The sequence below is a fragment of the Pseudomonas sp. genome (assembly GCF_028293835.1).
Taxonomy (GTDB): domain Bacteria; phylum Pseudomonadota; class Gammaproteobacteria; order Pseudomonadales; family Pseudomonadaceae; genus Aquipseudomonas.
On the sequence record NZ_JAQGNX010000036.1, the window covers coordinates 1 to 25566 of the forward strand.

Consider the following 25566-nt stretch of genomic DNA (forward strand, 5'->3'; position numbering starts at 1 on the left):
TATGCGACGTTTTTTTGTTTTTCGTCGAGGTAACACCCGTGTTTTCCCAATTCGCCCTGCACGAACGCCTGCTTAAAGCCGTGGCCGAGCTTAATTTTGTCGAGCCTACGCCTGTGCAAGCAGCGGCTATTCCGCTGGCACTGGAAGGGCGTGACCTGCGGGTGACTGCGCAAACCGGTAGCGGCAAAACCGCAGCCTTTGTGTTGCCAATGCTTAATCGCCTGATGGGCCCGGCCAAGGTTCGCGTCGACATCCGCGCCGTGATCCTGCTGCCAACCCGTGAGCTGGCGCAGCAAACCCTCAAGGAAGTCGAGCGTTTCGCTCAGTTCACCTTTATCAAATCCGGCCTGATCACCGGCGGCGAAGACTTTAAAGTCCAGGCCGCCATGTTGCGCAAGGTTCCAGACATTTTGATCGGTACGCCTGGTCGTCTGCTGGAGCAGCTCAATGCTGGCAATCTGGACCTGTCCCAGGTCGAACTGCTGATTCTCGATGAAGCCGACCGCATGCTCGATATGGGTTTCGCCGAAGACGTCGAACGCCTGGCTGGCGAGTGCAAGAATCGTCAGCAAACCCTGTTGTTCTCCGCGACCACCGGCGGCGCAGGGCTGCGGGAAATGATTGGTCGAGTGTTGACCGATCCACAGCATTTGCAGGTCAACAGCGTCAGCGAGCTGGCAGCGGGCACCCGCCAGCAAATCATTACCGCTGACCACAACAGCCACAAAGAAAAAATCGTTCATTGGCTGCTGGCCAACGAGACGTATCAAAAAGCGATTATCTTCACCAACACCAGGGCCATGGCTGACCGTTTGTACGGCCGCCTGGTTGCGTTGGAATACAAAGCGTTCGTGTTGCACGGCGACAAGGACCAGAAAGACCGCAAGCTGGCCATCGATCGTCTGAAGCAGGGCGGCGTCAAGATCCTCGTCGCCACCGACGTGGCGGCCCGTGGTCTGGATGTTGAAGGTCTAGACATGGTCATCAACTTCGACATGCCACGCAGCGGCGACGACTATGTCCACCGCATCGGCCGTACCGGTCGTGCCGGTGGCGAAGGTCTGGCCATCTCGCTGATCTGCCACGGCGACTGGAACCTGATGTCCAGCGTCGAGCGCTACCTGAAGCAGAGCTTCGAGCGCCGCACTATCAAGGAAGTCAAAGGCACCTACGGTGGGCCGAAGAAGGTCAAGGCGTCGGGCAAAGCGGTTGGCGTGAAGAAGAAGACCAAGACCGGCGACAAAAAGACTGACAAAAAGGGCAGCGCCAAGGCGCCGACTAAACGCAAAATCACTAACCGGCCGAAGACTGACGCATTGTCGCTGGTCAGTGCGGACGGTAAGGCTCCGCTGAAGAAGCGTAAACCTGAAGCGCCGGCTGCTGAATAGCGCTTCGCGTTACGAAGCAACTAATAAACCGGCGCATACCCTGCGCCGGTTTTTTTATGTCCGTAGTTAGTCAACCGTTGGCCTTGCTCGCGGCGGAATCCATATCTTTGAGCCGTTGATCGATCAGTTGGCACTTGTCTGGCAAGTCCTTACTGGCGGTGTCCAGGTTCATGTCCTGTAGCTGCTGGTTCATCTCTTTGGCTTTTTCGGGGTTCTGCTGGGTGAGCTTGTGGATCTCCTCGGCCAGTTGCGTGCGTTTGGCCTCGGCTTCTTCAGGGGTGCAGGCCCACGCTGGCATAGCCGACAGCAGTGCAAGGGCGGTAGTGATGCTAAGCAGGATCTTCATGTTCTGCCTCCTTTCTGATGAATACCTATCAGATTGAGGGGTTCGGTCGGGCAAAAGTTCAGCGCCCGTGAGGGTCGCCAGTGCTGAACGGTGGCGGCTGGAGCCGGTCACAAATAGGTGTAGCCCAACCCGGCGGCGATGGTCGCGGGCATTACTCATGTTGGCTGGAGATGAAAAATCATGACGGAATATAATTGGGGTCTTATCGAACGCCTGTTGCATGAAGTGCAAAACGGTGCCGGCAAAAGTTTTGCCCCGCGCGCCTACGCCGAGCAACATGCTGCGGCCCTGGCAGCGGAAGGTTCACCGATTGGCGATCTGGATGAACTCAAGACGACGGCGGCAGATTACGAAGCGCTGCTGCTTAAGCGTGGGTTCATCGAACCCCGGTCTAAAGACGACGGCAGCACTGGCAATAATTTCAGTCTGACCTTGCGCGGAGCCAGCCTGTTGGCATTGCTCGACAGCAGCATTCCCGGTAACGACCATCCACGCCAAGTGCTGGACGAACAGGCCGACGCGCTGGACCCGGATACATTTGATAACGTGGCGTCAAAAGCGCAGATTGCGTAAAGCCGTGCATAAATCTGTAGGAGCCAACTCGTTGGCGAAAGGCGTGAGACGGCGTGTGTCAGGTACGAAGCCTCGCCAACACGCTGGCTCTTTACAGAAACTCCGTTATTTCGGCGCGGTCTTCAGGCAACTCAAATCGGCAAAATCTTCTCTGACATCGCCTATTTTTTTGATCAGGCGTTGGCGTTGCTTAGGTGTACTGTCGGCCATCAAATCCACGAATAAACGAATCGCGGCCTGCTCTGTCTGCTCATACGCCTGGCGATATTGTGGTGTCCAAAAACTGCCCCGGTCCTGCAACAACGGCGAGATCCGCTGCGGGAAGTCTGGCGCTTTACGCTGCTGCACGGCGGCGATGAATAACCCCTGCCAATGGGCGCGGTTTTCGATCCACAGTCGATTCTGTTCGCCCAGTGCCACCGACCAATCTGCAACCCGTTTATGCTGCGCCGGGTTCAAAGCGCCGATCCAGGGGTCGAGGCGCTTTTCCAGGCGCTGGGTACGGTCACTGATCTGCTTGTCCAGCGGCGGATCTACATATTCTTCTTGATGCTCGCGCAAGTCTTTAGCGAACGCCTCTTGCATTGTCTGTACTTGCTTGTCGTCCAACTGACTGAGCAGTTCCACCGCCGTCGGCGTGACTTGTTTGGATATCTGTTCAATGGCCAGTTTGCCTTCAGCGGCACGGGCTTTAAGTTCAGGCTCGGTCACCTGATTGGTTTCGACCATGTGCTGCAAGCGGTCAAGCCAAGTGAGGTAGCTCGGCACCTGGGTCGTGCAATGCCAGGTCAGCTGTTCTTTGAGGCGGTCGTCTAGCCAGCGCTTTTGCGTCGAGCTCATGCCCAGGTAATCGTTCACCGACCACGGAATAATCACGTCAAGGTGGCGGTAGGCCAACCCTAAACGCGTACATCCAGACATCAATAGAAATGCCGCCATCAAAAGCATGATCGACTTGCGCATTGACAGACTTTCCTGAGAACCAGACGCCCTTATAGAACGAATCGTGCTGTTAGGGTAGGGGCTTTGTGGTCAGGCGCAATCAAACCGCAAGCAATGCGCTGGGCTTGGGCAGCTATGGATTTATCGCAATGATGAGTTCGTACTAAGGGGAATCGATGGCCCTAGCGCCTTGAATACAAAGCGCATAGAGATCGACAGCTGAAGCGGGGGAAATTATTTTTTGCCGAGGGTGATTTGCTTGGACGGGCCGAAGGTTTGGCCGCTGACGCCTTTGGCGATCTGCTGGATCTCACCGCCGGTTTTCAAGAAAGCTGCTATTTGTGCGTTGATCGACTCGCTGGTCTCAACGGCTGGAGCTGCCTTTGGTTTCGAATTGGATGCTTTTACACGCATGGCTGCCAAGGACCTATATAAATTTAATACGGCCAGCAATTGTATATGAATTGCTTGACAATTGCTTGGGAAATATAGCCCTAAAACAGCATAGGCTCTCTGGGCTGTTTGCACGCTGATAAAGGCTGTGGCCCACGGCTAACCGATTGTTTTCGCAGGAGAGTTATTTTTAAAATGACGAAACAGGTAAGGTGAGGAGGTCGAAAAAACCCTTGGCCGACCTGACGAGCGGGGTCAGTATTCATGATCTGGCGGTAGCGGAAATCTTCAGTAAATCCTTGAATTTGCCAGCGCCATGAACACAATCTGCAAAGTCGGGTAGAATGCCGCCCACGTAATGAGGGTATTTGGAAATGGCTTTAGTCGGGCGCTACAACAGCTTGCAAGTGGTAAAACACACTAACTTCGGCTTATATCTGGACGGCGCTCAGGACGGCGAGATTCTGCTGCCTAATCGCTATATTCCAAAGGATATTCCCAGCGAAGATGAAGACTGGCTCAACGTCTTCGTTTACCTGGACAGTGATGACAAACTGATTGCCACCACTGAAAAGCCAAAAGTACAAGTCGGTGAGTTTGCCAGCTTGAAAGTGCTCGAGGTGAACAGCATCGGCATTTTCCTCGATTGGGGCCTGTCCAAGGATCTGCTGCTGCCTTACTCCGAAGAGAAGCGCACGATGCAGGCCGGTGAATACGTCGTTGTTCACGTTTATCTCGACAAGCACACTCGACGCATCACAGCGACTGCTCGGCTGGATCGCTACCTGGACAAAACCCCGGCTAACTACAGCGTCGGCCAGGAAGTCAATTTGCTAGTGGCTGAAGCAACCGATATGGGCTTCAAGGCCATTATCAATAACAAGCACTGGGGCTTGATTCACAAGAATGAAGTGTTCAAGTTTCTGCGCCCCGGCAAAGAAGAAAAAGGCTTCATTAAAGAAATTCGCGCCGACGGTAATATCAGCCTCAGCCTGCAGCCGGTAGGAGAAGAAGCCGCGGGGAGCTTGAACTCGAAGATATTGGCCAAGTTGCGTGACAATAACGGCACGCTTCCCGTCAGCGACAAAAGCGATCCGCAAGTGATCAGCGGTTTGTTCGGTGTCAGCAAGGGTAACTTCAAAAAAGCCATTGGCGCTCTGTATAAGCAGGGTCTAATCGTTATCCACTCAGACCGTATCGACCTGGTGTAACGCTGCTAACGGGGAGCCGGTTTGCCGCCTCCCTATAGCGCTCGGTCATATGCACAATCTGTCGATTTCTCGTTTGAACGGGCCGATGCTCATCGCTCCGTTTAACACGGTAGCTTCGCTTAACGGTTGATCCGCCCGACGTATCAGGAAGGCCGGCACGCCCCTTAATCCCAGCTCGTTTGCCAATCCTTCATCGGCCACTATCTGCTCGGTGTAATGGTGATTGGACAGGGCGCTACTCAGCGCTTGCCGGTCCAGACCGGCGCGGCTGCCCAAGTCCAACAACTCTGAAATATCACCGATATCGCGGCCAAACTCGAAGAACGAACGAAACGCCTCTATATGAAACTCATCGAACTTGCCCTGGGCTTTGGCAAAAGCGGCCGCTTCCAGCACGGCGCGGCTGCGCGGTTGAACCGGCGGCAACTTCATGAGTACGTTGCGTTTTTCCGCCATTGGATACACCTCTCGCAACCAACTGGCGCGTAAGTAGTCGGCACCGGGATCCAGTGTGGCAAGGGGTTCAGGTCTTAGTTCAAAGGCATGCCACTGGACAGTGATTCGGGTCCCGTACTCCCGCTGCAGCTGTTCGAAAATCGACAACTGCAAGTAACAGAATGGGCACACGTAGTCGCTCCAGATGTCGACTTTCAATTGACTATCACTGTTCATATCCAATTCTCCATGACTGCTACCTATCACTGACTGCTTTATCAGCGGAAAAGTCCTACCGTTCGGAGGATCAAATCAGGTCGCAGGCAGGTCTACTCGGTTCTGCGGGACACTTCCCCGTATCGGTTGGCGCAAACCTTCAGCAGGGTCTCGATGAAAAAATACCTCACCGCCTACGTCAGCACGCTGCTGGTATACAACGCATAACTTATTGACTTAAGAATAATCTGTAGGAGCTGCGAAGGCTGCGATTCGACCGGGAACCGGTCGCCCTCGTTATACCGCTGAAGGGGCTGCCGGTCGCCTGCGGCCCCGGCCTATCGCAGCCTTCGGCAGCTCCTTCAGATTCGGGTTTGCGCGACAGCGAGGCGTCTGGGACGAAGGGCGACCTCCTACGGAGGGAGTGGCGTGCGGACTACTTCTGCAGGAACGCCGAGAATTGCACGTTGGCGCCATCCGGACGAACGTCTTTCAAGAATGAGTCCTTGTCGGCGCTGAGCTCCAGGCTGACGGTGCAGTTGCGCTTGTCTTTATTGCGGATTACCAGGCCTTCCATGTGATCGCGCAAAAAGACTGTCGGCACTTTCAAGTGCAGCAACTGATCCGTGCTTGGGGTGTGCAATAGCAGATGCACCCACTCGTACTGACCTATTTGCAGACGGCCCATAGGCAAGTCAAACCACCAGATGTTTTTGTTGGCGTTTAGCGCGGTGAAATGGCTGTTGTTGGTGCCGAGTATGGCACCGCCGAGTTCCTGGTTTCTGCGGGCGATGGCCAGCTTTTTATCGAGTTTCATAACGTTCCTGTGGATCTGTGTGTTCAGCGCGGTGGCATTGACGACCACAGCCTGACTGCGTCGAGCATTCTCGGGGGTTGTTGCGCAAACTTAAAGTTAAACCTGCAAAGGACGTCCAAATGAGCTCATCTGTCCAACGTTCGATGGCGCGACGAATGGTACATCTCGGTAGAAATTTTATGAAACTCTGCGCAAAGGGGGGCGTCAATCGTATGTCGAGCGTACGACACCTACTTTTTCGGTTCAGGAGAATCACCATGAGTAGCACTGGCGACAAAGTCAAAGGTATGGCCAATGAGGCAGCCGGTAACGTCAAGCAAGGCGTAGGCAAAGCCACTGACAATTCGAAGCTCAGAGCCGAAGGTAAAGCCCAAGAGGTAAAAGGCGATACCCAACAAGCCGTAGGCAAAGCGAAAGATACGGTGAAGAAAGGTGTCGACAAAGCTTGAGCCGATCAATTGGCTTAACGTTTTACCCAACGGCCATCTAGTATGGCCGTTGCTTTATAAGCAGTAGTCCGTCAGCAGGGCACGCTGACGGAATTTGATACCTCTTTACGGTCGCCAACTAGGCTACGTTAAGGTAAAACGCCAGCCCTCGAACGTGCAGGCTTGAAACTGAAGCGTTGCCTGATCAATAGCGAAGTCAGCTTGATTGAGTCGTAAGGAGACACCATGATTTTTCCGAAGTTAGGCCAGCTTTCAATGCGCAAGGTCCTTGTCCGGACCGTCAACGAATTTCTAGATGACGAAATGTCGACCTATGCGTCGGCATTGGCGTATCAAATGCTGTTTTCGCTGTTCCCTTTCCTGTTGTTTTTGATCGCGTTGATTGGCTTTTTACACCTGCCAGACTTCTTTTCCTGGCTGCGACTGCAATCGGAACTGGTACTGCCGCCCCAGGCGCTGGATCAAGTCAACCCGGTTATTGACCAATTGCAACAGTCCAAAGGTGGGCTGTTGTCGATCGGTATCGTCATCGCGCTATGGACCGCCTCGGCGGGTGTGCGATTGATGATGAGTGCCATGAACGCCGCCTACGATGTGCCCGAGGGCCGGCCGATCTGGAAGCGCCTTCCGCTGTCGATTCTCTACACCGTCGGCATCGCCGGGATGCTGCTCGCTGCCGCGGCGCTGATGGTCACCGGGCCGCAAGTCATGAGCTGGCTGGCCGGTCAGATTGGCATGCAAGATTTCATCGTGACGTTATGGACCATCCTGCGTTGGCCGGTGATCATTGTGTTGATGATGGTGGCCGTTGCCTTGATGTATTTCGTCATGCCCGACGTTAAGCAAGAGTTTCGCTTCATCACCGCCGGTTCTGTGTTGGCGGTAGTGGTCTGGATCATCGCGTCGCTGGGTTTCGGTTATTACGTCAAAACCTTTTCCGACTACAACGCCATGTACGGCAGCATCGGCGCGATCATTGTGCTGTTACTGTACTTCTATATTTCGGCCGCAGTGCTGCTGCTCGGCGCAGAAATGAACGCCGTCATCGAACACATGCATACAGAGGGCAAGAATCCCGGCGAGAAGCAAGTCGGTGACGGTGGTCAAAATCCGCAGTCGACCAAACACCATTCGGGGCTGGGCCATAAAGATTCGGTGCCCGTCGCTGCACGGGCTGACGAATCGTAGGCCGGATGTGGCACGATTAACCATCGTCTAACGGACAAGGGTTTGTATGATTCGCGAAATTCTGAAAATGGGTGACGAGCGCTTGCTGCGCATTGCACCGCCAGTGCCTGAATCAATGTTCGGTACGCCCGAACTCAAGGCATTGATTGACGACATGTTCGAAACCATGGACAGCGTGGGCGGTGTCGGCCTGGCAGCCCCACAAATTGGCGTCGACCTTCAACTGGTGATCTTTGGCTTCGAACACAGCGAACGCTACCCGGAAGCTGAAGCCGTGCCGCAGACCATCTTGCTCAATCCGTTGATTACGCCGCTTAATCCAGGCATGGAAGAAGGTTGGGAAGGATGCTTGTCGGTGCCGGGTTTACGGGGCGTGGTGGACCGCTATGAGCACATTCGTTACGAAGGATTTGATCCCGACGGACTCTCCATTCAGCGCACCGCGCACGGTTTTCACGCGCGCGTGGTGCAGCATGAATGCGATCACTTGATTGGCCGGTTGTATCCGTCGCGAATCACTGACTTCAGTAAATTCGGCTACATGGACGTGTTATTCCCGGACATGGACCCTAACGCCGACGAGTAATTATGACTTGGCCTTGCTCACTGCTTTTGTTGGATGAGCTGGCTTGATGAAGCGCAGGGTCATGCGATCTGATTCGCCAATAGCCAAATACTTTTCGCGGTTTTGATCGCCTGTGGTCAAGGTTGGCGGCAAGGTCCAGACACCTTGCGGGTAATCCTTGGTGTCCTTTGGATTGGCGTTGATTTCGCTACTGCCGGCAAGCACGAATCCCGCCTCGGTGGCCAGTTTTACGACGTAAGCCGTAGGCAGGTAACCGCTGTTCTTGATTGACTCTTCCGAAGCGCCGTCTTTGGCCCGATGGTCGACTACGCCCAAGGTGCCACCTTTCTTCAATACGTTGTAAAAGCCTTTAAACATGGCCGGTGCGTCGTCTTCCATGACCCAGTTGTGCACGTTACGGAACGTCAGAACGGCGTCAGCGGAGGCGGGTTTACCGAATACCGGTGTCTGTGGGTCAAACTCGACGATTTGCGTTTTACCGTAGTGGGCGGGGTCGGCAGCAAACTTCTGTGCCAACCGGTCTGCGGCCTTGCGGGCATTATCGCCAGTGGCTTTGGACTGCACAGCGGCAATGTAATGACCTTTGTCCTTAAGCAACGGCGCCAGGAGTTCGCTGTACCAGCCGTTGCCGGGAGTAATCTCAATTAATGTTTGATTGGCGCGCAAGCCGAAGAACTGCAGGGTTTGCTGTGGATGCCGATATTGATCGCGGACGCTATTTTCCGGTGCGCGCCAAGGTCCCGACAGCACGTTTGCAAACTGCGCGTCGGTGACCGTGGACGCTGGGGCGATCACCCCGGCAGCCTGGACTTGGGCAGTCCCAAACAGTACTGCGACGGAGCAAGCGATAAGCTGGAGTTTCATACCAATCCTTGTCGTTTTTTGGCCCGATTCAGGCCCACTGACCGGAAGGCTACCACGCAGATTTACGACCGCGACCAGACTTTTTTCCGCAGTGCGCCTAACCAACGGTTCTATGGCTGACCGTCTAGCCTAATCATGGCGATCAAAGGTTTGCTTCTGCCATAGCGTGCGAAGCGCTCCGCCATGGCCTGTGACAATGCCGTCGTCTGCTCGAACCCGGCGCGCTGATAGAAGCCTGATAGTTCGGGATGACAGAACAACCAGACCGGGCCCGCAACCTGTGTCACGGATTTCCGGATCAAGTCGCTGGCGATGCCTTGCCCTCGCAACGGCGGCGCAACGAACAATCCAGTCAGCCAATGTCCGCCGGAGATAGCTCGCAAGCACAGTGCGCCGACAATTTCCTGCTGCTTCGCCACCCAAAGCTGTGAATCCATGGCAGACCGCATGGGCGATTGATGGCTTTTATAAAACTTGTTCAGCAAGGGTTTACTTGCTTCGGGCAACAGGCAGAAGTGGATTAAAGACATAAGCCTCGATAGCGCGACGGCGTCAGATCAGAGAAGGGCGCGGCCTGATTGACCGCTTGGCGTGCGGTGCATCATAACGTGGTGCATTGGCTGTCGGTATGGCGTCCGATTAGGTGTATAACTGAGCCCAGATCCCCCAACAGCGGAGTAAGCATCATGGCCAAAGGCATGGATTCAAAGAAAGCCGATAAGAAAAAACCGGCAAAAACCCTCGTGGAAAAACGCGCTGACAAAAAGGCCAAGAAAGACAGCTGATTTCAATGCTTGACCATGATTCAGCAGTGCGGAGCCTCTCAGGGCTCCGCTTTTGTTTCTGCCGTTCTAACGACATAACCCATCGGTCTACATGATTTGACTGCGTCATCGCACAACAGGATTGAAGTCAGCACTTCTGACTGATCCAGCCATGACGCAGGAAGCATTGAATGCCCAATTACCTTGATGACGCCCAGCGCCGCGACGTGTTGCACTTGCGTCAGAGTTTCACTGGCCATACGGAATGGCCGACCTGGCTTTTGTTAATAGGGGTTTATTCGGGCTGGTTTGGCTTGTTGCTCAGCAGCCATTGGCTCGGTCTGTGGCCAACGACCGCAGCGATGATTCCCCTGGTGGTGCTGTGGATGTCGGTGCAGCATGAACTGCTTCACGGTCATCCAACCCGCTGGTTATGGGTAAATAAAGCGTTGGGCTACGCGCCCTTCGCGCTGTGGTATCCATACACACTTTATCGCGACACTCATTTGGCCCATCACCGCGATGACGACTTGACGCTGCCCGGCCTGGACCCGGAAAGCCGTTACCTCAGCCGGCAGCATTGGCAACACACCCCACGCCTGATTCGTGGCCTGCGCTGGCTGGATAAAACCTTGCCCGGACGGCTGATGTGTGGCGCGCCGCTGGCCCTGGTGGCGTTGGTTCGTGAAGTGTTTTCCCGGTTACGAAGGGGCGATTTGCCGACATGGCAGATGTGGCTGACTCATGTTGCGTTCACGCTGCTGATGTTCTGGTTTATCGCACGTTTCAGCGCGCTACCGGTCTGGCATTACGTGCTGTTAATTACCTTGCCAGCGTTATCGGTGTCTATGGTCCGTTCCTATTATGAGCACCGTCCCGCAGAACGCCCTGAGCAGCGAACCGTCATCAACGAAGCCGCGTGGGTCTGGAGTTGGCTGTTCTTGCATTTGAACTTGCATTTGGTGCACCACGACTTGCCGGGTCTGCCCTGGTATTTTTTGCCCCGGGTGTACCAGGCTCGCCGGGAACAGTGGTTGGCTCGCAGCGGTGGTTTTTTAGTACGCGGCTATGGTGAACTGTTTCGGCGGCACAGTTGGAGCCCCATCGACAGCCCGCAACATCCACACGCCTGATACGGATTCGAGCATGACCCACGGCTTTGCAGCGTTACTGATGTACACCGCACCAGACCGGCTGCGTGCTGCCAATGAAGCGTGGCTAACGCGCATCGTGCAGTTGCTTGGCATTCCTCGAGACCCTGCTGCAGATGATGAGTTGATGCCGTTGTGGTTGTCGTCGGATCTGCTGCTGAGCCAGACCTGTGGCTATCCATTGATGACCGCGTTGCGGGGCAAGGTGCGACTGATAGGGCGCCCGGATTACCGTCTTCCCCACAGCGCTGACGGTTCACATTGCAGCCTGCTGCTGGCCCGTGCAGATGATCCGAGATCCGGGCTGGAAGCCTTTCGTGGCAGCCATGGGTTGATCAATAACAGCGATTCCAACTCCGGGATGAACCTGTTCCGTCATCGCCTGGCGCCGTTTCAGCGTGACGGGCGCTTTTTCCACACGGTCTCGTTGACTGGCGGCCACCGTGAAAGCATGCGCTGGTTGCGGGAAGGGCGCGGGGATTTGGCTGCCGTCGACAGCGTGACCTATGATTACCTCGCCCGCGACGCCAGCGCCGAACTCTACGGCCTGCGGATTATCGGTCGCAGCGCAAGCAGCCCTACCTTGCCTTACATAGGTGCTGTCTCTCTCGATGCTGATGACGCTGAGCGCATTCGTCATGGGATGAATCAGGCCCTGAAAGAGTTGCCCGAAGTCGCGGCGACGCTGGCGATTCGTTCGGTAATGCCTGCCAGGGAAGAGGATTATCAGGTGTTGCTGGACTACCAGTGTGAGGCTGAAGCAATGGGGTTGCCGGTGTTGATTTGATGTTAATGAACCGCTTCGCCAACACGTTGGCGAAAAGGTTTTTTATAAAATTAAAGAATATAAAAATGCCTTTTAAATATTATTAAAGCATAAACCGGCTTGCTAGGATGACCCCACCGGAACACCGGACATAGGCAGCACCTCACCTCCATGGAGCCACCATGTCCGGCACCTCTCTATCCCATAGCGACTATGTGGCTGGTCTGTTTCATCGTCATTATGAGTGGCTGTGCCGCAGGCTAATGCGCCACCTTGACTCGCCCGCCAGTGTTGAAGACATTGCCTCGGAAACCTTCGCCCAACTACTGGCCTCGCCCAATCTGGCGCCGATCAGAGAGCCCAGGGCGTTATTGACCACTATCGCCCATCGCCTGCTGTACCAATTTTGGCGAAGACGTGACCTGGAACGACATTATCTCAACGGCTTGCCCGACGACCTTGAACTGCACAGCCATTCCCCTGAGAATCGTGCACAAGTGATCGAAGCCCTTCAGGCCGTCGACGCAGCGCTCGACCGTCTGCCAAGCAAGGTCAAAGCGACTTTCCTGTTGTCACAAATCAATGGTCTGACCCACCCGCAGATTGCCAACGAATTGGGCATTTGCCAAAGATCGGTCAGCGATTACATAAACACGGCTTTTAGCCGCTGTTTGAAGGCGCCACCGCTGCTTAGGGCTGGTAATGGAGCCATCGGCGCAAGGCGCATCCCGATAACCACTGCACCTCCAATGACCAAGAGACCATCATGACCTCGATAAAACACCTGCTGGGCAGCACGGTATTGGCGCTGGGGATACTCGCGCAGCCAGTGTTTGCGGCTGAAAAAGCGGCCCCCATTCATTTCGGTGACATCACTTGGGAAAGTGGCAGCCTGATCACTGAAATCCTGCGCACCATTGTCGAAAAGGGTTATGGCTATCCGACCGACACGTTGCCAGGCAGCACGGTCAGCCTGGAAGCGGCGCTGGCCAAGGATGATGTTCAGGTTATCGGCGAAGAGTGGGCTGGCCGCAGTCCGGCCTGGATCAAAGCTGAAAGCGAAGGCAAGGTATTTGGCCTCGGCGATACCGTCAAAGGCGCCACAGAAGGCTGGTGGGTGCCAGAATACGTGATCAAAGGCGACGCCGAACGCGGCATCAAAGCCGTCGCTCCGGACTTGAAGTCGGTGTCGGATCTGCCGAAATATAAAGATGTGTTCCGCGATCCGGAATCACCGAAACAAGGGCGCTTCCTGAACAGTCCCACCGGCTGGACCTCGGAAATCGTCAACACTCAAAAGCTCAAGGCGTATGGCCTGACCGACAGTTTCGTCAACTTTCGCACCGGTTCTGGCGCAGCCCTGGACGCCGAAATCAACTCGTCGATCCGTCGCGGCAAGCCGGTGCTGTTCTATTATTGGTCGCCCACGCCGCTGCTCGGTCGTTTCAAACTGGTAAAGCTCGACGAACCGCCGTTCGATGCTGAAGCCTGGAAAACCTTGTCCGACGCCAACAACCCTAATCCAAAGGGCACCCGCTCACTGCCTGCTCATTTGGCGATTGGCGTCTCTGCACCGTTCCATGGGAAATACCCTGACCTCGTTGCGTTCTTCCAGAAAGTTGACCTGCCGATTGATCTGCTCAACCAGACGTTGGGTCAGATGAGCGAAAAACGCCTGGAACCCCACGCCGTCGCGCAATCGTTCCTGCGTGACCACCCGGAAGTCTGGACTGCCTGGGTACCGGCCGAGGTCGCAACCAAGGTCAAAGGCAGCCTGTAGGAACCACTCGTTGGCGCAGTTCAGATCCGCCGCCGGTATGCGCCCAGCGCTCGCATGTCTCTGGCTGTTATGCGTAAATCCATCTCAGGCTTGTAAAGCGAGGCGCAGATGGGCAGGACAGGATTTCAGCTACACACCGAGAGGCTGTTGATTCGCGAGCTGAAAGCCGAGGATGTGCCAGCACTCGCAGCGATTTTGGGTGATGTGCAGGTCATGCGCCACTCGGTCGGCGGGGTGATGACCGAAAAGGAAACCCGGGAATTCGTCGCTGGCTGCGTATTTTCCTACCAGGCCAACGACTTCGGCCCATGGGCAGTCATCGACAAGGCCACTTCGTCCTTTATTGGGTTCTGTGGGCTGAACGCAGAACCTGTTGAAGGCGTCGAAGAAGTTGAAATCGGCTATCGCCTGGCGCGGGATTATTGGGGAAAAGGCCTGGCCACCGAGGCTGCAAAAGCCACCCGGGATTGCGCGTTTGGCACGCTGGGCGTCGATTCATTGATCGCTATCGTCGAACCGGAAAATATCGCCTCGGTAAACGTCATCGAGAAGCTAGGCTTCAACACGTTCATACATAGCCAATACCACCGGCGCGGGGTGAAGGTCTACCGCATGACTCGGCAAAGCTGGGCTGCAATCAAGGCTAAGGCAGGGGAGGCGAGATGACAGGTGGCCGCTACACCGGAGTGCTCAGGGTAATCAACGCGACGTTTATGGCGCTGGCCATGTTGCTGCTGAATATTCCGCTCAGCGCCGTGGCCGCCGAAAGCGATGACGCTGCACTGATGTTCGTTGAGCAACACCATCTGGGTGACAGCTTGGCGTGGATCGGTTTTCAAGTGGCTTCCCGCTCCGTTACATTTGCCACGATCGTGCAGAAGGTAGGCAAGGTGCAAGGGCAAAGCCTTGTGCAAGATGAGCTGCAACGCCTGCAACCGACGTACCAGGAACAATGGAATCACAACCTTGCGGCGGCCTACGCCGAATCGTTCAGCCCCAGTGAGATGCGCAGTTTGAACGAGGGCAACGTTCCCGCCGAACTGGCCAACAAGTTTCAGGCAAAACAGAGAGACGTCGGCATGAGCATGAAAGCCAAATCGGCTGAAATGCTTAAAACCTTCGTCGAAAAAGTTCTGCTCAATGCTCAGGCCAAATTGAGCCAATAAGCCAATAGCGGTAAGCCACTAAGCCTCAGGAGTTTCCATGGACCCATTCATGCAAGCGGCGATAGACGAAGCCCAACTGGGGTTGGTCGAGGGCGGTATTCCCATTGGATCGGTGATCGTCCACAACGGTCAGATCATCGGCCGAGGCCATAACCGGCGAGTGCAAGAGGGCAGTGCTATCAAGCACGGCGAAATGGATGCGTTGGAAAACGCCGGCCGCCAGTCAGCGCAAACCTACAAAGAGTCGGTGCTGTACACCACTCTGTCACCGTGCTCAATGTGCAGCGGTGCGATCCTTTTGTACGGTATTCCAAAGATTGTGGTGGGTGAAAACCAAACGTTCATGGGCGACGAAGAACTGCTGCGCTCACGGGGCGTAGAAGTCGACGTCGTGCAGAACCACAGGTGCATCGAATTGATGCGCGACTTCATCGCTGACAAACCCGAGCTGTGGAACGAAGACATCGGCGAATAAACCGAATCTCGGATGTCTCACATGCCCTGTAGGAACCAACTTGTTGGCGAGGCATTAAAGTCTCGCCAACAAGTTGGCTCCTTGTGATTTGTCAGTTCAACTGCAAGGTTGAGTTGAACTGACTGATGGCGTCGACCACGTGTCGCGAGCCTTGTTGAATTTCCAAAATAACCTGGCCCGCCTCGTTGGCCAGCCCCACGCCAACCTCGGTTCGGTTGAGGCTTGATTGCATGCTGGCCACCGCGCTACGGGCCAGTTCATTGTTTTGGCGCACCACGTCAACTATCTCCACTGTCGCTTTGCTGGTACGTGCGGCCAGGCTGCGAACTTCGTCAGCTACCACCGCGAAACCTCGGCCGTGTTCCCCGGCGCGAGCGGCTTCGATGGCCGCGTTCAATGCCAGCAGGTTGGTCTGATCGGCAATACCACGAATGGTCTGCACGATGCTGCCGATGATTTCCGACTGTTTGTTGACGGCATCAAGGCTGCGGGCGGCCTGATTGAGGTCGTTGGAGATTTCCTCAATAACCTGCACGGTTTGCTGCACGACGGCCGAACCCTTCTGCGCACTGGCGTCAGTTTGAACCGACGTATCGTGAGCTGTTTTCGCCGCGCTCTGCTGCACCTTAACTTGTTGCGTGATATCACTGGCAAACTTGACTACTTTATATAACCGGCCCTTAGCGTCGAAAAGTGGGTTATATGAGGCCTCCAAAAAAACGGTATGCCCCTGTTTATCAACACGCTCAAATCGATGGGAATGGTATTCCCCACGGTTTAATGATGCCCAGAACGCCTTATAAGCCGGAGACTCGGCATCGTGCCGATGGCAAAACATACTGTGGTGCTGTCCTGTAATCTCATTGAGTTTGTAATGCATGGTGTCAAGAAAGTTTTCGTTGGCAGTGATCACCCGGCCGTCCGGGGTAAATTCGACCATCGCCATCGAGCGGCTGATGGCATCGATCATGCTCTGGTTTTCGTGCTCTTTGTGAATGGCGCTGGTCACGTCCGAGGCGACCTTGATCACGCTCGATACGGTCTTGTCTCCGTCGATGACCGGCATGTAACTGGCCTCTAGCCAGACCTCCCGACCGGTTTTGTCCAGGCGTGAGAAGGTTTCGCTCAATGGCTCACCCCGGGCCAAATCACGCCACATCTTGCTGTAGGCTTCGCTGTTGTAAAACTCTTTCTCGCAAAAAATGCGGTGATGTTTGCCAAGGATTTCCTCGAGGGAATAGCCCATGGTTTTACAGAAATTATCATTGGCATCGATGATGATGCCGTCCAGGCTGAATTCAATCATTGCCATGGACCGACTGATCGCCTGCACCTTGGCTTTTGCTTCGCGCAAGGCCGCGGTAGAACGTTCAAGTTCTGCTCTGTCTGCTTTACGTTGAGAATTGAACATATAACTACCACCTGGATAATGGGTTCGTTCGGGCAAATAAAAAAATGGCTCTGCTGATTCTGCTTAAACTTCGTGGCAGATTGACGGATGGTCAAAGGCAGGCAGCTTTAATGACGAGCAGAAGATTTATGGGTCTTCTGAAAGGCTGGAGTAGTAAGGGGCAATAACGCGCACAGGCACTTGAGCATCCATATTCAAGCCTCATAAATTGATGCGGTTTAACGATTACAAATTTTTCCCATCCGCAGGGCACGTGTTTATCACATCATAGACAAACAAGTAGCGGATGCAAGGCTGCGGCGTGACCATTCAGGCGAATAGTTAACAATTAACAGGAATGTCATTTGCGGGGCTTCGGCAAAGCAACGTCGGAACGCCGAAGCGCAAAAAAGGCCCGCCCACAGGACCTCCGCGCGATTTTGTATTCGATTCACACTGTCGATGGGCGGGGCAGCGGCACGCTTAAACGTTGACCGCTCGGTTCGCGGCTACGCCTGGCAAGGGTTAAACCAGCAGCGTCAACCAGGTGGAGGCCAGCAATAACAGCGCCATGACCTGGTTAAAACGCTGCATGCTGCTGGCTGATTTGCAGAACTTGGCGGCACTGGCGCCCAGCCAGGCCCAAGCACTCATGCACGGAATAGAAATCAGAAAAAACGCCAGCGACAGGTAGATCACGCGCACCGTCCGATCAGCGTCGGTGCCTGCAAAGACACTGACCACAGCCAGCGCCATCATCCATGTCTTGGGGTTAACCAGTTGCAGGCTGGCACCGCCGAGCAAACCAAGGCTCGGGCCGGTTTTGCGGCCAGACAGCGCTGCATCCTGCGGTTCAATGGCGGTGGCGGGGCTGCAGAAAATCTGCCACGCCAAATACGTTAACCATGCGATGCCGGTCCATGACATGGCGGTTTGCACCGTGTGGTATCGCCCCAGTACATCCCCCAAACCCATTCCTACCACTAGCACGAGCAGTGCGGCACCCGCGCACGCTCCCACTATAATGGGCAATACCGCGAGCACGCCGTGCCGTGAGCTATTGGTTAAAACCAGAATGTTGGTGGGGCCAGGGGTAATGGAGGCGACGAAGGCAAACAGCATGAACGGCAAAAAAGGATTCATGGGACAACTCGGCAATGAGGATTGATCGTGACTCGATCATCACCGTGGGTGTGGCTTTAGTCTGGAAGATTTGAGCAGCGCCTGCGATAGTCCGCCGGGGTCATGCGGTAGGCCCGTTGAAACCAGCGCCCCAGGTGGCTTTGGTCGGCAAAACCGAGTGCTGCGGCGACGTCTGCCGGCGACTGACCGGCCGCGAGTGAACGCCGGGCTTTGGCCAGGCGCAGTTGGATCAGGTAAGCGTGAGGCGCCAGGCCGAACGCGGCTTTGAAGGCTCGGGTCAGGCGGAAGCGATCAACGCCGGTGACCCGGGCCAGGTCGTCCAAACCGATGTCGTGGACCATGTGGCTGTGCAAATACTCGCGAGCCTTATGCGCTACCCACGGCAGGCGCGGGTCAGGCGACAGCTGCGCGCGCCAGCGTAAATGGCTGGTCAGATGGCCAAGCAGGGTATCGAGGGCGGTCTGGCGGATGATGCGCAGCTCTTGGCCATGCAGACTTTGAAAGGCCTGTGCAGTGGCGATGGCCAGGCGTGGATCGTCTGCCAGGGTTGCGGCGAAACTCAGCTGACTGCGCTCAGGAATGTCTTCAAATAACGAGCGCAATTCACGCTCCAGCCACTGCGGATCAAGATAAAGCGTTCGGTAGGTGAATCCTTCTGCTGCAGGCGCATCGCCGTCATGAACTTCGCCGGGCTCCAGCAGAAACACCCGGCCCGGTGTGCTCAGGTGCCGTTGGCGTCGGCAATTGAATTGCTGCACGCCTTGTTCGGTAACCCCGACCAAGTAACTGTCGTGCCAGTGTGGGTCATAGGCATGCCCCTCAAAATGAGCACGAATGGTCTCGATTCCGGACTCGCTGTCCTGCTTCAAATCGATCCAGTTACCCGGCTTCATGGGCAGTTGCCCTCCAATATTTCAGAATCCGCCATTTCCCCTTTAGGAGCGCGCCACTCTTCACAGACCCTCTTTAGGGCGCATGAACGACAAGCTACAACGCAGTCAAGTGGTGTGTCTGGAACAATTGTGCACTTACTGAAAAAATGTGGTCAACCACCCACTACCGGTTCATGCCGCATAAATAGGCGGCTGGGATTTCACACCGGGCCGGGTCAGGAACAGAGCATGAAAAGAGTATGAAGCAATCAATAGCAGCAGATGTGGCCATGGTCGGACGAATCAGCGCAGTGCCTGCCATTCTGCAAGTGATCTGCGAAACCACCGGCATGGGCTTCGCGGCGGTGGCACGGGTTACTGAAAGCTCCTGGACGGCGTGTGCGGTATTGGACCGGTTGAATTTTGGCCTGGAGCCTGGCGGCGAGCTGGACCTGACTACGACCTTGTGTCACGAGATCCGCGCTTCTCATGACCCAGTGATCATTGATCATGTCAGCCAGGACGCTCTCTATCGCGACCACCATACGCCGCGTATTTATGGCTTCGAAAGTTATATCGCCGTGCCGGTGTTTCGAACCAATGGCAGTTTTTTCGGGACCATTTGTGCGCTGGACCCCAAGCCTGCGCAGCTGACAGGCACGCCGATCGAAACCATGATGAATTCATTCGCCCGCTTGCTGGCGGTTCAGATCGAGTCAGAAGAAGCGTTGCAACAGACCCAGGCCGAACTGCTGGAAGCCCGGGAAATCGCCGAGCTGCGGGAGCAATTCATTGCGGTGCTGGGACATGACCTGCGCAATCCGTTGTTCGCCATTTCTGCCAGCGCTGAGTTGTTGTTACGGCGAACCCGCAATGAAAGCCTGACTCCGGTGGTGCAGCATATTTTGACGGCAGGGAAGCGTGCATCGAGTTTGGTCGACGATGTGCTGGATTTTGCACGTGGACGGTTGGGCAACGGTATACCGCTGAACCTTGATGATGATACCGACCTCGAAGCAGCGCTCAGGCACGTTATCGCCGAGGTGCAACGGGTTCATCCATCGCGTGTGATTAACGCGAGCATTTGCGGTCTGGACGGTATTCGTTGTGACCGTGCACGCTTGGCGCAGTTGCTCTCCAACCTGGTCGCCAACGCCATCGCACACGGCGCTCGCGATGGGTCGGTAGAGATTCGGGCGACCATCGAACGGGGTGAATTCTTCCTCAGTGTAACCAACCAGGGGCCGGCCATTTCGGCTCAAGTCGCTGCGCAGTTGTTTCGGCCTTATTCCCGGGTCATTACCGACATGCCGCAAGCGGGGTTGGGGCTCGGTTTGTACATCGCCAAGCAAATCGCCCAGGCCCACGGCGGTGAACTGGGTGTGGTCTCGTCAGATGCAGAGGGCACGACGTTTACCTTCAGGCTGCAACTGGCCTGAAGATTCACTCGGAGCAGTCACTCTGATAGGTCGAACCAAGTGCTGGCCAGGCATTCACCATTGATCAAAATGTCTAACGCATGTTTGCCCGCGTAATGCACCCGAGTCGTGAAGTTGCGCATTTGCTGTTCTCGGGTCACGGTTACCGACTCACCCGCACCCAGGGCCAGGGTCTTCAGCTTAAACACCTTGGCTGAGGTGCCGCCGGACTTCTTCACATAGTGAATGGCGTAATCGATGATCAGGCGCTGATCGTCATGACCAGTGGAGTGCAGTTGAAAAGACAGGTTGACCCGATCCCCCAGACGTACCGCTTGTGGTGAGATACTCAGCGCTTCGACCCGCGCTTGGGCCTTGGCCCCGGCGCCCATAATGGTCAGCGCGCGGCGGTCCCCTTTTTTTATCAGCGAACGTAACGCGTGTCGCGCAATCCAGGCCGTTCGTGGGTCTTCGAGCGACCAGCTTTCGATTAGGTCAAGTACCCAGTCGGGGTTGTCTTTGGTGATGTCGTTCAGGTGGTTAGCCACCGACTTGCGTACATATGGGCTGTCATCAGCCTTTAGATTGTCAAGAATCGGCAGCACCGGCGACGGGTCAACGGTCAATGTTTCAAGGCGAAACGACCATGGCAGGCGCGGTCGGCTGCCTTCACTGGCCAAGCGTCGAATGTGTTCGTCCGGGTCCTCGGACATTTTTTGCATCAATTTCAATGCGCGCTTAAAGTCCAGGCGCAAGAAGTGCCGAATGGCGAATTCTGACGAGCCAAACCCGGTGAAATAAGTCAGCGCCGCCATGGAACGCTCGAAGTCTTCCTGGCCGTACAAAGCGATGTACTCGGGTAACACCATGCTGACAAAACCGCTGTTCAAACGCGGTGCCAGTTGCTTCAGTATTTCCAGCGCGTGGGGGTAATCGGCCGGCAGACCCGCGTGCAGGCACTGGCTGACGCGGTTCAGACGCTGCATCACCGACAGCGCGTCCAGACCTTCGCAGCTACGCTGCAGGAACGCTGCAACGTCAAAGGGTGGATACACCGCAGCGGTTTCTTCGGCGATATGCTGCAGGCGCGCCGGGTTGAAAATTTCCTTCAGCGCCGGGGCGGCTTGCACTGTTTGATCACTCATGAAGCAGTCATTCTCGAGGTGGACCTGCGGGCTGCCGCAACTTCACGCGGCAATTGTTATCAAAGATGTGTCGTTACCGTTTGAACAAACAGAAGGTAGGTGATGAAAAGTGTTAAGCAATGCACTGCAACCTTGATGCTGAGCGCGGTGTTGGGCCTAGGCATGGCCAGCCTCGCTCACGCCGGCGCTAACGCCCCGAGCGGCACCCCTAACCGCAACAACACGTTCAACAACAATCCGTACAACAGCCCTATTCGCCGCGCTAACCCTAATAGCCGACAGGGCACCGAGTCCAGTATTCCATCGAACCGCAGCAACCTACCGACCAACCCACAGACCAATCCTCGGCCGCCAACCCTGGAAAACGGTGGCATTGGCAACGGCAATCAGAATCGCCAGCCAGCATTACCCGCGCCTTCGACTAATTCCGACAGTGAACTCAACCGATAGGAATGACTCATGCAGCGCACTTTTCGCTCAGCGGTTTTTTACTCCGTAACACCCTGGTCGCATGCGTCTGCACCGGCGCCTTGCTTGGGCTCTCGATGAGGGCGTCTGCCGGCCCGGTGCAGAAGCTCGACAGCGAACTGGGGCCGTTCAGCGTCGAACAAGTGGTCAAAGGCCTGGATCATCCGTGGGCGTTAGCGTTCTTGCCCCATCGACAAGGCATGCTGGTCACCGAGCGGCCCGGTAATCTGCAAGTGCTGACCGATGAGCAAGACGGAGCGTTGTTGAAGGTGGGTCTGGAATAAACCCCACCACTATCAACGCGCCGGGAACTTTGGCAGTAGACCCGGCACTGCATGCACTAGGGCGTTTATCGCAAAGCCGATGAACATCACGCCGCACACACGGGTAATCGCCAGCTCATGACGCACGTACAGCGCGCGCACATGGCGTGCGCCAACTATCGCGACGACGATGGCGTAGGCCGCGATACCGCCGATGAAACTGAGCAGAATCATCGCCGGCAGCATCGACCAGTCCAGCAGCTCGGCACGGCTGGAGATCAGTGCGGTAAAGGTCGCCACCGCCACGGGGTACGCCTTGGGGTTGGTCAAACCGAAGGTCACGCCGTGCCAAAACGGCTGACGGGCCACGCCCTGGGGCTGATCGCCGTTGCTGCGTTTGGCGCCAATGGCACGCATGCCGAGCCAAAACAGGTATAACCCGCTTAACACCCCGAGCACATCGAACGCGGTACTGCCAATAACCCGAGCACCGACAATCGCGACCAGCGCGGTACTGCACCAGACCACATCACCTAATAAATGCCCGCTGAGAAATGCCGCGCCCGCTCGCCGTCCCTGAGCCGCGCCGATGCCGAACACCGCCAATACACCGGGACCAGGCGTGATGCCGTAAATAAAGCCTGAGGCAAGAACAGCCAACAGCAGCGAAAGGGTCATACCAATATTCCTTGAAAGGTCGCCGGGGAGTTTAATCTACACGGCAGGGTCAAACCCGACGTGACCGAATTTAAGCGATAGGTGATTAATACACTCAAAGCCCCTCTATTTCCCATATCTGTAGGAGCCGACTTGTTGGCGAGGCGATGTCCAGTGCCCCCGTAGGGGATCTTCGCCAACACGTTGGCTCCTACAGGTCTATTGGAATATTAATAATTATCAATGAGTTAAATTTACAGGAGAGGATCCACATGAAAATCGGATTTGTCGGACTCGGTAACATGGGCCAGGCCATGGCCAATAACCTGTTGAAAGGCGGCCATGAACTTGTGGTCTGGAACCGCTCACCAGAGCCTGTGCAAAAAATGCTGGAGCTGGGGGCGAAGGCGGCGGCTGATCCGCAGCAAGCGTTCGACGTCGAGATCGTGTTCAGTATGCTTGCCGACGATCAGGCGTTGCGTTCGGTGTTGTTGGAATCAGGCCTGCTGCAACGCCTCAAGGCGCCGTTGATTCACGTCAACATGTCGACCATCGCGGTGGCTTTCGCCGAAGAACTCGCGACACTGCACCACGCCCAAGGCGTCGCCTACATCGCCGCGCCAGTGATGGGCCGTCCGGACGTCGCTGCCAGCGGAAACTTGAACATCCTGGCTGCTGGCCCGGCTGCGGCTATCGAGCACGTTCAGCCGCTGTTCGACCTCATTGGGCGCAAGACATGGCCTCTCGGTGAGCAGGCCTCAAGTGCCAACGTGATGAAGCTCGCGGTTAACTTCATGCTCGCCTCGGCCATCGAATCAATGGGCGAGGCGGCCGTACTGGTGGGTGCTTATGGCATCCCGTCGGCACAGTTGATCGAGTTGATTTCCAACAGTATTTTCCCCGGCCCGGTTTATCAGGGCTACGGCGCGTTAATCGCCGAACGCCGCTACGAACCCGCGGCCTTCAAAGCCTCGTTGGGCCTTAAAGACGTCGGCCTGGCGCTGGCCGCAGCAGAACGGGTTTCGGTGCCATTGCCCATGGCGCAGTTGGTCCATGAAAGCCTGCTGGACGCTCAAGCCCATGATGAAGGCCATATGGACCTGGCAGTGCTGGGGCAAGTCGCCGAGCGCAGGGCCAAACGCGATTAAGCGATCGACTACAAGCGCGTCAGTCGTGCGCGCTTGAATCGCCTGATCCGTTTGAAACCCCTAGGACACCAGCGCTATTTTCTTCTGGCCATGGGTGACCTCGAATTGCCCAACCAGTTTTTGCAGTTTGTTCGCGTTGAGGCGCACGATTTCCGCGCTGTTCTGCAGCACCACGACGGTCTCGCGCATTTCGCCCGAGGCTACGTCCACCCGTTTTATGGTTTTGCCATAGTCCAGGCTTCGGTCGCTGAGCTGCTGAATGATGTTGATCATGCTTTCCACTTCTTGATGCAACTGGTCATTTTCCGAAGAGGCGTCCTGGGTGGTGCGTAAGTGATTGTCGACGTCCTGCACGCCGCTTTCCATAAACGCCACCGCTTGTTGAGTCTCGCTTTGCAAGCCTTCGACCATGTGCTTGATGTCATCGGCTGCGCTGGCAGTCCGGATCGCAAGGCTGCGTACCTCATCGGCGACCACCGCAAAACCACGGCCATGCTCACCGGCCCTGGCCGCTTCGATAGCCGCGTTGAGTGCGAGCAAATTAGTCTGGTTAGTGATGTTAGTGATCAAGCCGATGATGTTGCTGATTTGCCCCATCCGGTTATCCAGTGACTGCACGCTGGACGCTGAACGTTCCACCACATCGCGGATCGACTGGGTTCCCACGCGGACCGCTTCGAACTGTTCACGAGCGCGTTGAACCACATCGTCCATGGCGCGCTTCATTTGTTCGGCCGTCAGTGACGCCTGATCGATTTCGCCCAATTGACCATCGACGATCAGCATCATGCGCGTCACGGCTTCGGTGACTTCGCGGGACGTAAAACCGGCCTCTTCGCTACTGCCGAGCATTAGCTCATTGGTTTTGCGCATGCTTTGAGACGCGTGGATGACCTGGCCAACGACTGAATCAAGATGGTCGATGAAACTGTTGATCCAGCGGCCCATATCTCCGGTTTCGTCGTTGGCCATCTTGTCGGTATTCAAGCGTTGGCGCAGGTTACCTTCACCTTCTGCAATCGTTCGAATAACGTCGGTCATTTCGCTCAGACGAGCCGCCAGACGTTTTGGCCCGAGGGAGGAAAACAGCAGGGCAGTCACCACTATGCTCAGCACTTGAACGGCATCAATCTGCGTCTGATCCAGGCCGCTAAAATGCTGGACCAGGTAATTGCAACTGAACAGGCCACCCATCGTCACCATGTAGGGCTTCATAAGCCCATAGCTCAACGACCGACGTCGGTAAACTTCTTCCAGATCCGCCTCGCACATCATGCCCCAACGGTCTGCTGAACCGGGCAGCTGAAACGTGATGCCTTTGCCTATCACCGGAATGTGTCGGTAATCGGCATAGCCGGGGTATGCCACAAACAGGTTCGAACCGGTACGAATGGTTTCGCGTACCCCAGGGTGCAGTTGCTGAGTCGCCGGGTCGATGAAACGCAGTTCGAGTTCGGTGTGGCGCTTGATCTGCACAGCCCCCCATGCGGTGTGTACCCCCGACTTAAGATTTTCACCGTGGGTAAATGCGCTGTCCTCGAAGCGTGAGCGA

The 25566-nt window shown here is 55.8% G+C and carries 30 protein-coding genes; 17 read left to right on the forward strand and 13 right to left on the reverse strand.

Going from position 1 to position 25566, the window contains the following annotated elements:
* Positions 1–38: 38 nt before the first annotated feature.
* Complete coding sequence (locus JWR17_RS04450) at positions 39–1388, forward strand: DEAD/DEAH box helicase (RefSeq protein WP_299828753.1); 1350 nt, start codon at positions 39–41, stop codon at positions 1386–1388.
* Positions 1389–1458: 70 nt separating this feature from the next.
* Here JWR17_RS04450 and JWR17_RS04455 read toward each other — a convergent pair whose 3' ends face one another.
* Positions 1459–1734 (reverse strand): hypothetical protein, encoded by a 276-nt coding sequence (locus JWR17_RS04455; RefSeq protein ID WP_299828700.1) that lies wholly within the window; start codon positions 1732–1734, stop codon positions 1459–1461.
* A gap of 180 nt (positions 1735–1914) precedes the next feature.
* Here JWR17_RS04455 and JWR17_RS04460 point away from each other — a divergent pair, with 180 nt between their 5' ends.
* Positions 1915–2307, forward strand: a complete 393-nt coding sequence (locus JWR17_RS04460; protein WP_299828701.1) for a transcriptional regulator — start codon at positions 1915–1917, stop codon at positions 2305–2307.
* A 105-nt stretch (positions 2308–2412) separates the two neighbouring features.
* Here the strand turns inward: JWR17_RS04460 and JWR17_RS04465 are convergent, their stop codons facing one another.
* Together JWR17_RS04465 and JWR17_RS04470 are read right to left on the reverse strand one after the other, a co-directional pair.
* Positions 2413–3270: a DUF6279 family lipoprotein gene (locus JWR17_RS04465; RefSeq protein WP_299828703.1), complete on the reverse strand. Its 858-nt coding sequence runs from the start codon at positions 3268–3270 to the stop codon at positions 2413–2415.
* A gap of 213 nt (positions 3271–3483) precedes the next feature.
* Positions 3484–3663, reverse strand: coding sequence for a hypothetical protein (locus JWR17_RS04470; RefSeq protein WP_297833192.1), 180 nt, complete (start codon positions 3661–3663; stop codon positions 3484–3486).
* Between the two features lie 353 nt (positions 3664–4016).
* Here JWR17_RS04470 and JWR17_RS04475 point away from each other — a divergent pair, with 353 nt between their 5' ends.
* Positions 4017–4853: a S1-like domain-containing RNA-binding protein gene (locus JWR17_RS04475; RefSeq protein WP_299828705.1), complete on the forward strand. Its 837-nt coding sequence runs from the start codon at positions 4017–4019 to the stop codon at positions 4851–4853.
* A 45-nt stretch (positions 4854–4898) separates the two neighbouring features.
* On the opposite strand, the gene JWR17_RS04480 is transcribed toward JWR17_RS04475, so the two are convergent.
* Both JWR17_RS04480 and JWR17_RS04485 read right to left on the reverse strand, forming a co-directional pair.
* Entirely contained in the window at positions 4899–5525 is a 627-nt protein-coding gene (locus JWR17_RS04480) for a DsbA family protein (protein ID WP_299828707.1), read from the reverse strand.
* A 415-nt stretch (positions 5526–5940) separates the two neighbouring features.
* A complete protein-coding gene (locus JWR17_RS04485) occupies positions 5941–6321 on the reverse strand; it encodes a hypothetical protein (RefSeq protein WP_299828710.1) in 381 nt (126 codons plus the stop codon).
* 257 nt (positions 6322–6578) lie between these two features.
* On the opposite strand from JWR17_RS04485, the gene JWR17_RS04490 reads away from it, so the two are divergent.
* From JWR17_RS04490 to def, 3 genes are all read left to right on the forward strand, one after another.
* Positions 6579–6770: a CsbD family protein gene (locus tag JWR17_RS04490; protein WP_299828712.1), complete on the forward strand. Its 192-nt coding sequence runs from the start codon at positions 6579–6581 to the stop codon at positions 6768–6770.
* A gap of 225 nt (positions 6771–6995) precedes the next feature.
* Positions 6996–7958, forward strand: coding sequence for a YihY/virulence factor BrkB family protein (locus tag JWR17_RS04495; protein WP_299828714.1), 963 nt, complete (start codon positions 6996–6998; stop codon positions 7956–7958).
* Positions 7959–8004: 46 nt separating this feature from the next.
* Positions 8005–8544: a peptide deformylase gene (def, locus tag JWR17_RS04500; protein WP_299828715.1), complete on the forward strand. Its 540-nt coding sequence runs from the start codon at positions 8005–8007 to the stop codon at positions 8542–8544.
* Here the strand turns inward: def and JWR17_RS04505 are convergent, their stop codons facing one another.
* Both JWR17_RS04505 and JWR17_RS04510 read right to left on the reverse strand, forming a co-directional pair.
* The gene (locus JWR17_RS04505) at positions 8545–9408 is read right to left on the reverse strand and encodes a methyltransferase domain-containing protein (protein ID WP_299828717.1); all 864 of its coding nucleotides are present in this window, start codon (positions 9406–9408) and stop codon (positions 8545–8547) included.
* Between the two features lie 110 nt (positions 9409–9518).
* A complete protein-coding gene (locus JWR17_RS04510) occupies positions 9519–9938 on the reverse strand; it encodes a GNAT family N-acetyltransferase (RefSeq protein WP_299828719.1) in 420 nt (139 codons plus the stop codon).
* Positions 9939–10363: 425 nt separating this feature from the next.
* Here JWR17_RS04510 and JWR17_RS04515 point away from each other — a divergent pair, with 425 nt between their 5' ends.
* From JWR17_RS04515 to JWR17_RS04545, 7 genes are all read left to right on the forward strand, one after another.
* A complete protein-coding gene (locus tag JWR17_RS04515) occupies positions 10364–11305 on the forward strand; it encodes a fatty acid desaturase (RefSeq protein WP_299828720.1) in 942 nt (313 codons plus the stop codon).
* A 13-nt stretch (positions 11306–11318) separates the two neighbouring features.
* A complete protein-coding gene (locus tag JWR17_RS04520; protein WP_299828722.1) occupies positions 11319–12110 on the forward strand; it encodes a PhnD/SsuA/transferrin family substrate-binding protein in 792 nt (263 codons plus the stop codon).
* A gap of 161 nt (positions 12111–12271) precedes the next feature.
* Positions 12272–12859, forward strand: a complete 588-nt coding sequence (locus JWR17_RS04525) for a sigma-70 family RNA polymerase sigma factor (RefSeq protein WP_299828724.1) — start codon at positions 12272–12274, stop codon at positions 12857–12859.
* Positions 12856–13869, forward strand: a complete 1014-nt coding sequence (locus tag JWR17_RS04530; RefSeq protein ID WP_299828726.1) for an ABC transporter substrate-binding protein — start codon at positions 12856–12858, stop codon at positions 13867–13869. Before JWR17_RS04525 ends, JWR17_RS04530 begins: the two co-directional genes overlap by 4 nt.
* 108 nt (positions 13870–13977) lie before the next feature.
* Positions 13978–14535 (forward strand): GNAT family N-acetyltransferase, encoded by a 558-nt coding sequence (locus JWR17_RS04535; RefSeq protein WP_299828728.1) that lies wholly within the window; start codon positions 13978–13980, stop codon positions 14533–14535.
* Entirely contained in the window at positions 14532–15035 is a 504-nt protein-coding gene (locus JWR17_RS04540; RefSeq protein ID WP_299828731.1) for a hypothetical protein, read from the forward strand. Before JWR17_RS04535 ends, JWR17_RS04540 begins: the two co-directional genes overlap by 4 nt.
* Positions 15036–15072: 37 nt before the next feature.
* On the forward strand, positions 15073–15510 hold the full coding sequence (locus JWR17_RS04545; protein ID WP_299828733.1) for a nucleoside deaminase: 438 nt from the start codon (positions 15073–15075) through the stop codon (positions 15508–15510).
* Positions 15511–15601: 91 nt separating this feature from the next.
* Here the strand turns inward: JWR17_RS04545 and JWR17_RS04550 are convergent, their stop codons facing one another.
* The 3 genes from JWR17_RS04550 to JWR17_RS04560 form a co-directional block, all read right to left on the reverse strand.
* Positions 15602–16921, reverse strand: coding sequence for a PAS domain-containing methyl-accepting chemotaxis protein (locus JWR17_RS04550; RefSeq protein WP_299828735.1), 1320 nt, complete (start codon positions 16919–16921; stop codon positions 15602–15604).
* Positions 16922–17425: 504 nt separating this feature from the next.
* The gene (locus JWR17_RS04555; protein WP_299828737.1) at positions 17426–18043 is read right to left on the reverse strand and encodes a LysE family translocator; all 618 of its coding nucleotides are present in this window, start codon (positions 18041–18043) and stop codon (positions 17426–17428) included.
* A 56-nt stretch (positions 18044–18099) separates the two neighbouring features.
* On the reverse strand, positions 18100–18936 hold the full coding sequence (locus tag JWR17_RS04560; RefSeq protein ID WP_299828739.1) for an AraC family transcriptional regulator: 837 nt from the start codon (positions 18934–18936) through the stop codon (positions 18100–18102).
* A 239-nt stretch (positions 18937–19175) separates the two neighbouring features.
* On the opposite strand from JWR17_RS04560, the gene JWR17_RS04565 reads away from it, so the two are divergent.
* A complete protein-coding gene (locus JWR17_RS04565; protein ID WP_299828741.1) occupies positions 19176–20354 on the forward strand; it encodes an ATP-binding protein in 1179 nt (392 codons plus the stop codon).
* Between the two features lie 17 nt (positions 20355–20371).
* Here JWR17_RS04565 and JWR17_RS04570 read toward each other — a convergent pair whose 3' ends face one another.
* Positions 20372–21478, reverse strand: a complete 1107-nt coding sequence (locus tag JWR17_RS04570) for a DNA alkylation repair protein (RefSeq protein ID WP_299828743.1) — start codon at positions 21476–21478, stop codon at positions 20372–20374.
* 162 nt (positions 21479–21640) lie between these two features.
* Between JWR17_RS04570 and JWR17_RS04575 the strand changes: the two genes are divergently transcribed.
* Entirely contained in the window at positions 21641–21928 is a 288-nt protein-coding gene (locus JWR17_RS04575) for a hypothetical protein (RefSeq protein ID WP_299828755.1), read from the forward strand.
* Between the two features lie 95 nt (positions 21929–22023).
* A complete protein-coding gene (locus tag JWR17_RS04580; protein WP_299828745.1) occupies positions 22024–22230 on the forward strand; it encodes a PQQ-dependent sugar dehydrogenase in 207 nt (68 codons plus the stop codon).
* A 12-nt stretch (positions 22231–22242) separates the two neighbouring features.
* Here JWR17_RS04580 and JWR17_RS04585 read toward each other — a convergent pair whose 3' ends face one another.
* Complete coding sequence (locus JWR17_RS04585; RefSeq protein WP_299828747.1) at positions 22243–22887, reverse strand: LysE family transporter; 645 nt, start codon at positions 22885–22887, stop codon at positions 22243–22245.
* 146 nt (positions 22888–23033) lie between these two features.
* Here JWR17_RS04585 and JWR17_RS04590 point away from each other — a divergent pair, with 146 nt between their 5' ends.
* The gene (locus JWR17_RS04590) at positions 23034–24014 is read left to right on the forward strand and encodes an NAD(P)-dependent oxidoreductase (protein ID WP_299828749.1); all 981 of its coding nucleotides are present in this window, start codon (positions 23034–23036) and stop codon (positions 24012–24014) included.
* Between the two features lie 60 nt (positions 24015–24074).
* On the opposite strand, the gene JWR17_RS04595 is transcribed toward JWR17_RS04590, so the two are convergent.
* Positions 24075–25566 (reverse strand): methyl-accepting chemotaxis protein (locus JWR17_RS04595; protein WP_299828751.1); only part of this gene is annotated, 1492 nt, incomplete at its 5' end.

What these genes read in the sequence shown, in the direction of transcription:
- JWR17_RS04520 (WP_299828722.1), top strand. Translation starts at nt 11,319, where the DNA reads ATGACCCACGGCTTTGCAGCGTTACTGATGTACACCGCACCAGACCGG.
- JWR17_RS04535 (WP_299828728.1), top strand. Translation starts at nt 13,978, where the DNA reads ATGGGCAGGACAGGATTTCAGCTACACACCGAGAGGCTGTTGATTCGC.
- JWR17_RS04455 (WP_299828700.1), bottom strand. Translation starts at nt 1,734, where the DNA reads ATGAAGATCCTGCTTAGCATCACTACCGCCCTTGCACTGCTGTCGGCT.
- JWR17_RS04510 (WP_299828719.1), bottom strand. Translation starts at nt 9,938, where the DNA reads ATGTCTTTAATCCACTTCTGCCTGTTGCCCGAAGCAAGTAAACCCTTG.
- JWR17_RS04485 (WP_299828710.1), bottom strand. Translation starts at nt 6,321, where the DNA reads ATGAAACTCGATAAAAAGCTGGCCATCGCCCGCAGAAACCAGGAACTC.
- JWR17_RS04560 (WP_299828739.1), bottom strand. Translation starts at nt 18,936, where the DNA reads ATGAAGCCGGGTAACTGGATCGATTTGAAGCAGGACAGCGAGTCCGGA.
- JWR17_RS04515 (WP_299828720.1), top strand. Translation starts at nt 10,364, where the DNA reads ATGCCCAATTACCTTGATGACGCCCAGCGCCGCGACGTGTTGCACTTG.
- JWR17_RS04480 (WP_299828707.1), bottom strand. Translation starts at nt 5,525, where the DNA reads ATGAACAGTGATAGTCAATTGAAAGTCGACATCTGGAGCGACTACGTG.
- JWR17_RS04545 (WP_299828733.1), top strand. Translation starts at nt 15,073, where the DNA reads ATGGACCCATTCATGCAAGCGGCGATAGACGAAGCCCAACTGGGGTTG.
- JWR17_RS04550 (WP_299828735.1), bottom strand. Translation starts at nt 16,921, where the DNA reads ATGTTCAATTCTCAACGTAAAGCAGACAGAGCAGAACTTGAACGTTCT.
- def (WP_299828715.1), top strand. Translation starts at nt 8,005, where the DNA reads ATGATTCGCGAAATTCTGAAAATGGGTGACGAGCGCTTGCTGCGCATT.
- JWR17_RS04465 (WP_299828703.1), bottom strand. Translation starts at nt 3,270, where the DNA reads ATGCGCAAGTCGATCATGCTTTTGATGGCGGCATTTCTATTGATGTCT.
- JWR17_RS04460 (WP_299828701.1), top strand. Translation starts at nt 1,915, where the DNA reads ATGACGGAATATAATTGGGGTCTTATCGAACGCCTGTTGCATGAAGTG.
- JWR17_RS04570 (WP_299828743.1), bottom strand. Translation starts at nt 21,478, where the DNA reads ATGAGTGATCAAACAGTGCAAGCCGCCCCGGCGCTGAAGGAAATTTTC.
- JWR17_RS04580 (WP_299828745.1), top strand. Translation starts at nt 22,024, where the DNA reads ATGAGGGCGTCTGCCGGCCCGGTGCAGAAGCTCGACAGCGAACTGGGG.
- JWR17_RS04530 (WP_299828726.1), top strand. Translation starts at nt 12,856, where the DNA reads ATGACCTCGATAAAACACCTGCTGGGCAGCACGGTATTGGCGCTGGGG.
- JWR17_RS04525 (WP_299828724.1), top strand. Translation starts at nt 12,272, where the DNA reads ATGTCCGGCACCTCTCTATCCCATAGCGACTATGTGGCTGGTCTGTTT.
- JWR17_RS04475 (WP_299828705.1), top strand. Translation starts at nt 4,017, where the DNA reads ATGGCTTTAGTCGGGCGCTACAACAGCTTGCAAGTGGTAAAACACACT.
- JWR17_RS04505 (WP_299828717.1), bottom strand. Translation starts at nt 9,408, where the DNA reads ATGAAACTCCAGCTTATCGCTTGCTCCGTCGCAGTACTGTTTGGGACT.
- JWR17_RS04555 (WP_299828737.1), bottom strand. Translation starts at nt 18,043, where the DNA reads ATGAATCCTTTTTTGCCGTTCATGCTGTTTGCCTTCGTCGCCTCCATT.
- JWR17_RS04540 (WP_299828731.1), top strand. Translation starts at nt 14,532, where the DNA reads ATGACAGGTGGCCGCTACACCGGAGTGCTCAGGGTAATCAACGCGACG.
- JWR17_RS04490 (WP_299828712.1), top strand. Translation starts at nt 6,579, where the DNA reads ATGAGTAGCACTGGCGACAAAGTCAAAGGTATGGCCAATGAGGCAGCC.
- JWR17_RS04590 (WP_299828749.1), top strand. Translation starts at nt 23,034, where the DNA reads ATGTCCAGTGCCCCCGTAGGGGATCTTCGCCAACACGTTGGCTCCTAC.
- JWR17_RS04470 (WP_297833192.1), bottom strand. Translation starts at nt 3,663, where the DNA reads ATGCGTGTAAAAGCATCCAATTCGAAACCAAAGGCAGCTCCAGCCGTT.
- JWR17_RS04565 (WP_299828741.1), top strand. Translation starts at nt 19,176, where the DNA reads ATGAAGCAATCAATAGCAGCAGATGTGGCCATGGTCGGACGAATCAGC.
- JWR17_RS04575 (WP_299828755.1), top strand. Translation starts at nt 21,641, where the DNA reads ATGGCCAGCCTCGCTCACGCCGGCGCTAACGCCCCGAGCGGCACCCCT.
- JWR17_RS04495 (WP_299828714.1), top strand. Translation starts at nt 6,996, where the DNA reads ATGATTTTTCCGAAGTTAGGCCAGCTTTCAATGCGCAAGGTCCTTGTC.
- JWR17_RS04585 (WP_299828747.1), bottom strand. Translation starts at nt 22,887, where the DNA reads ATGACCCTTTCGCTGCTGTTGGCTGTTCTTGCCTCAGGCTTTATTTAC.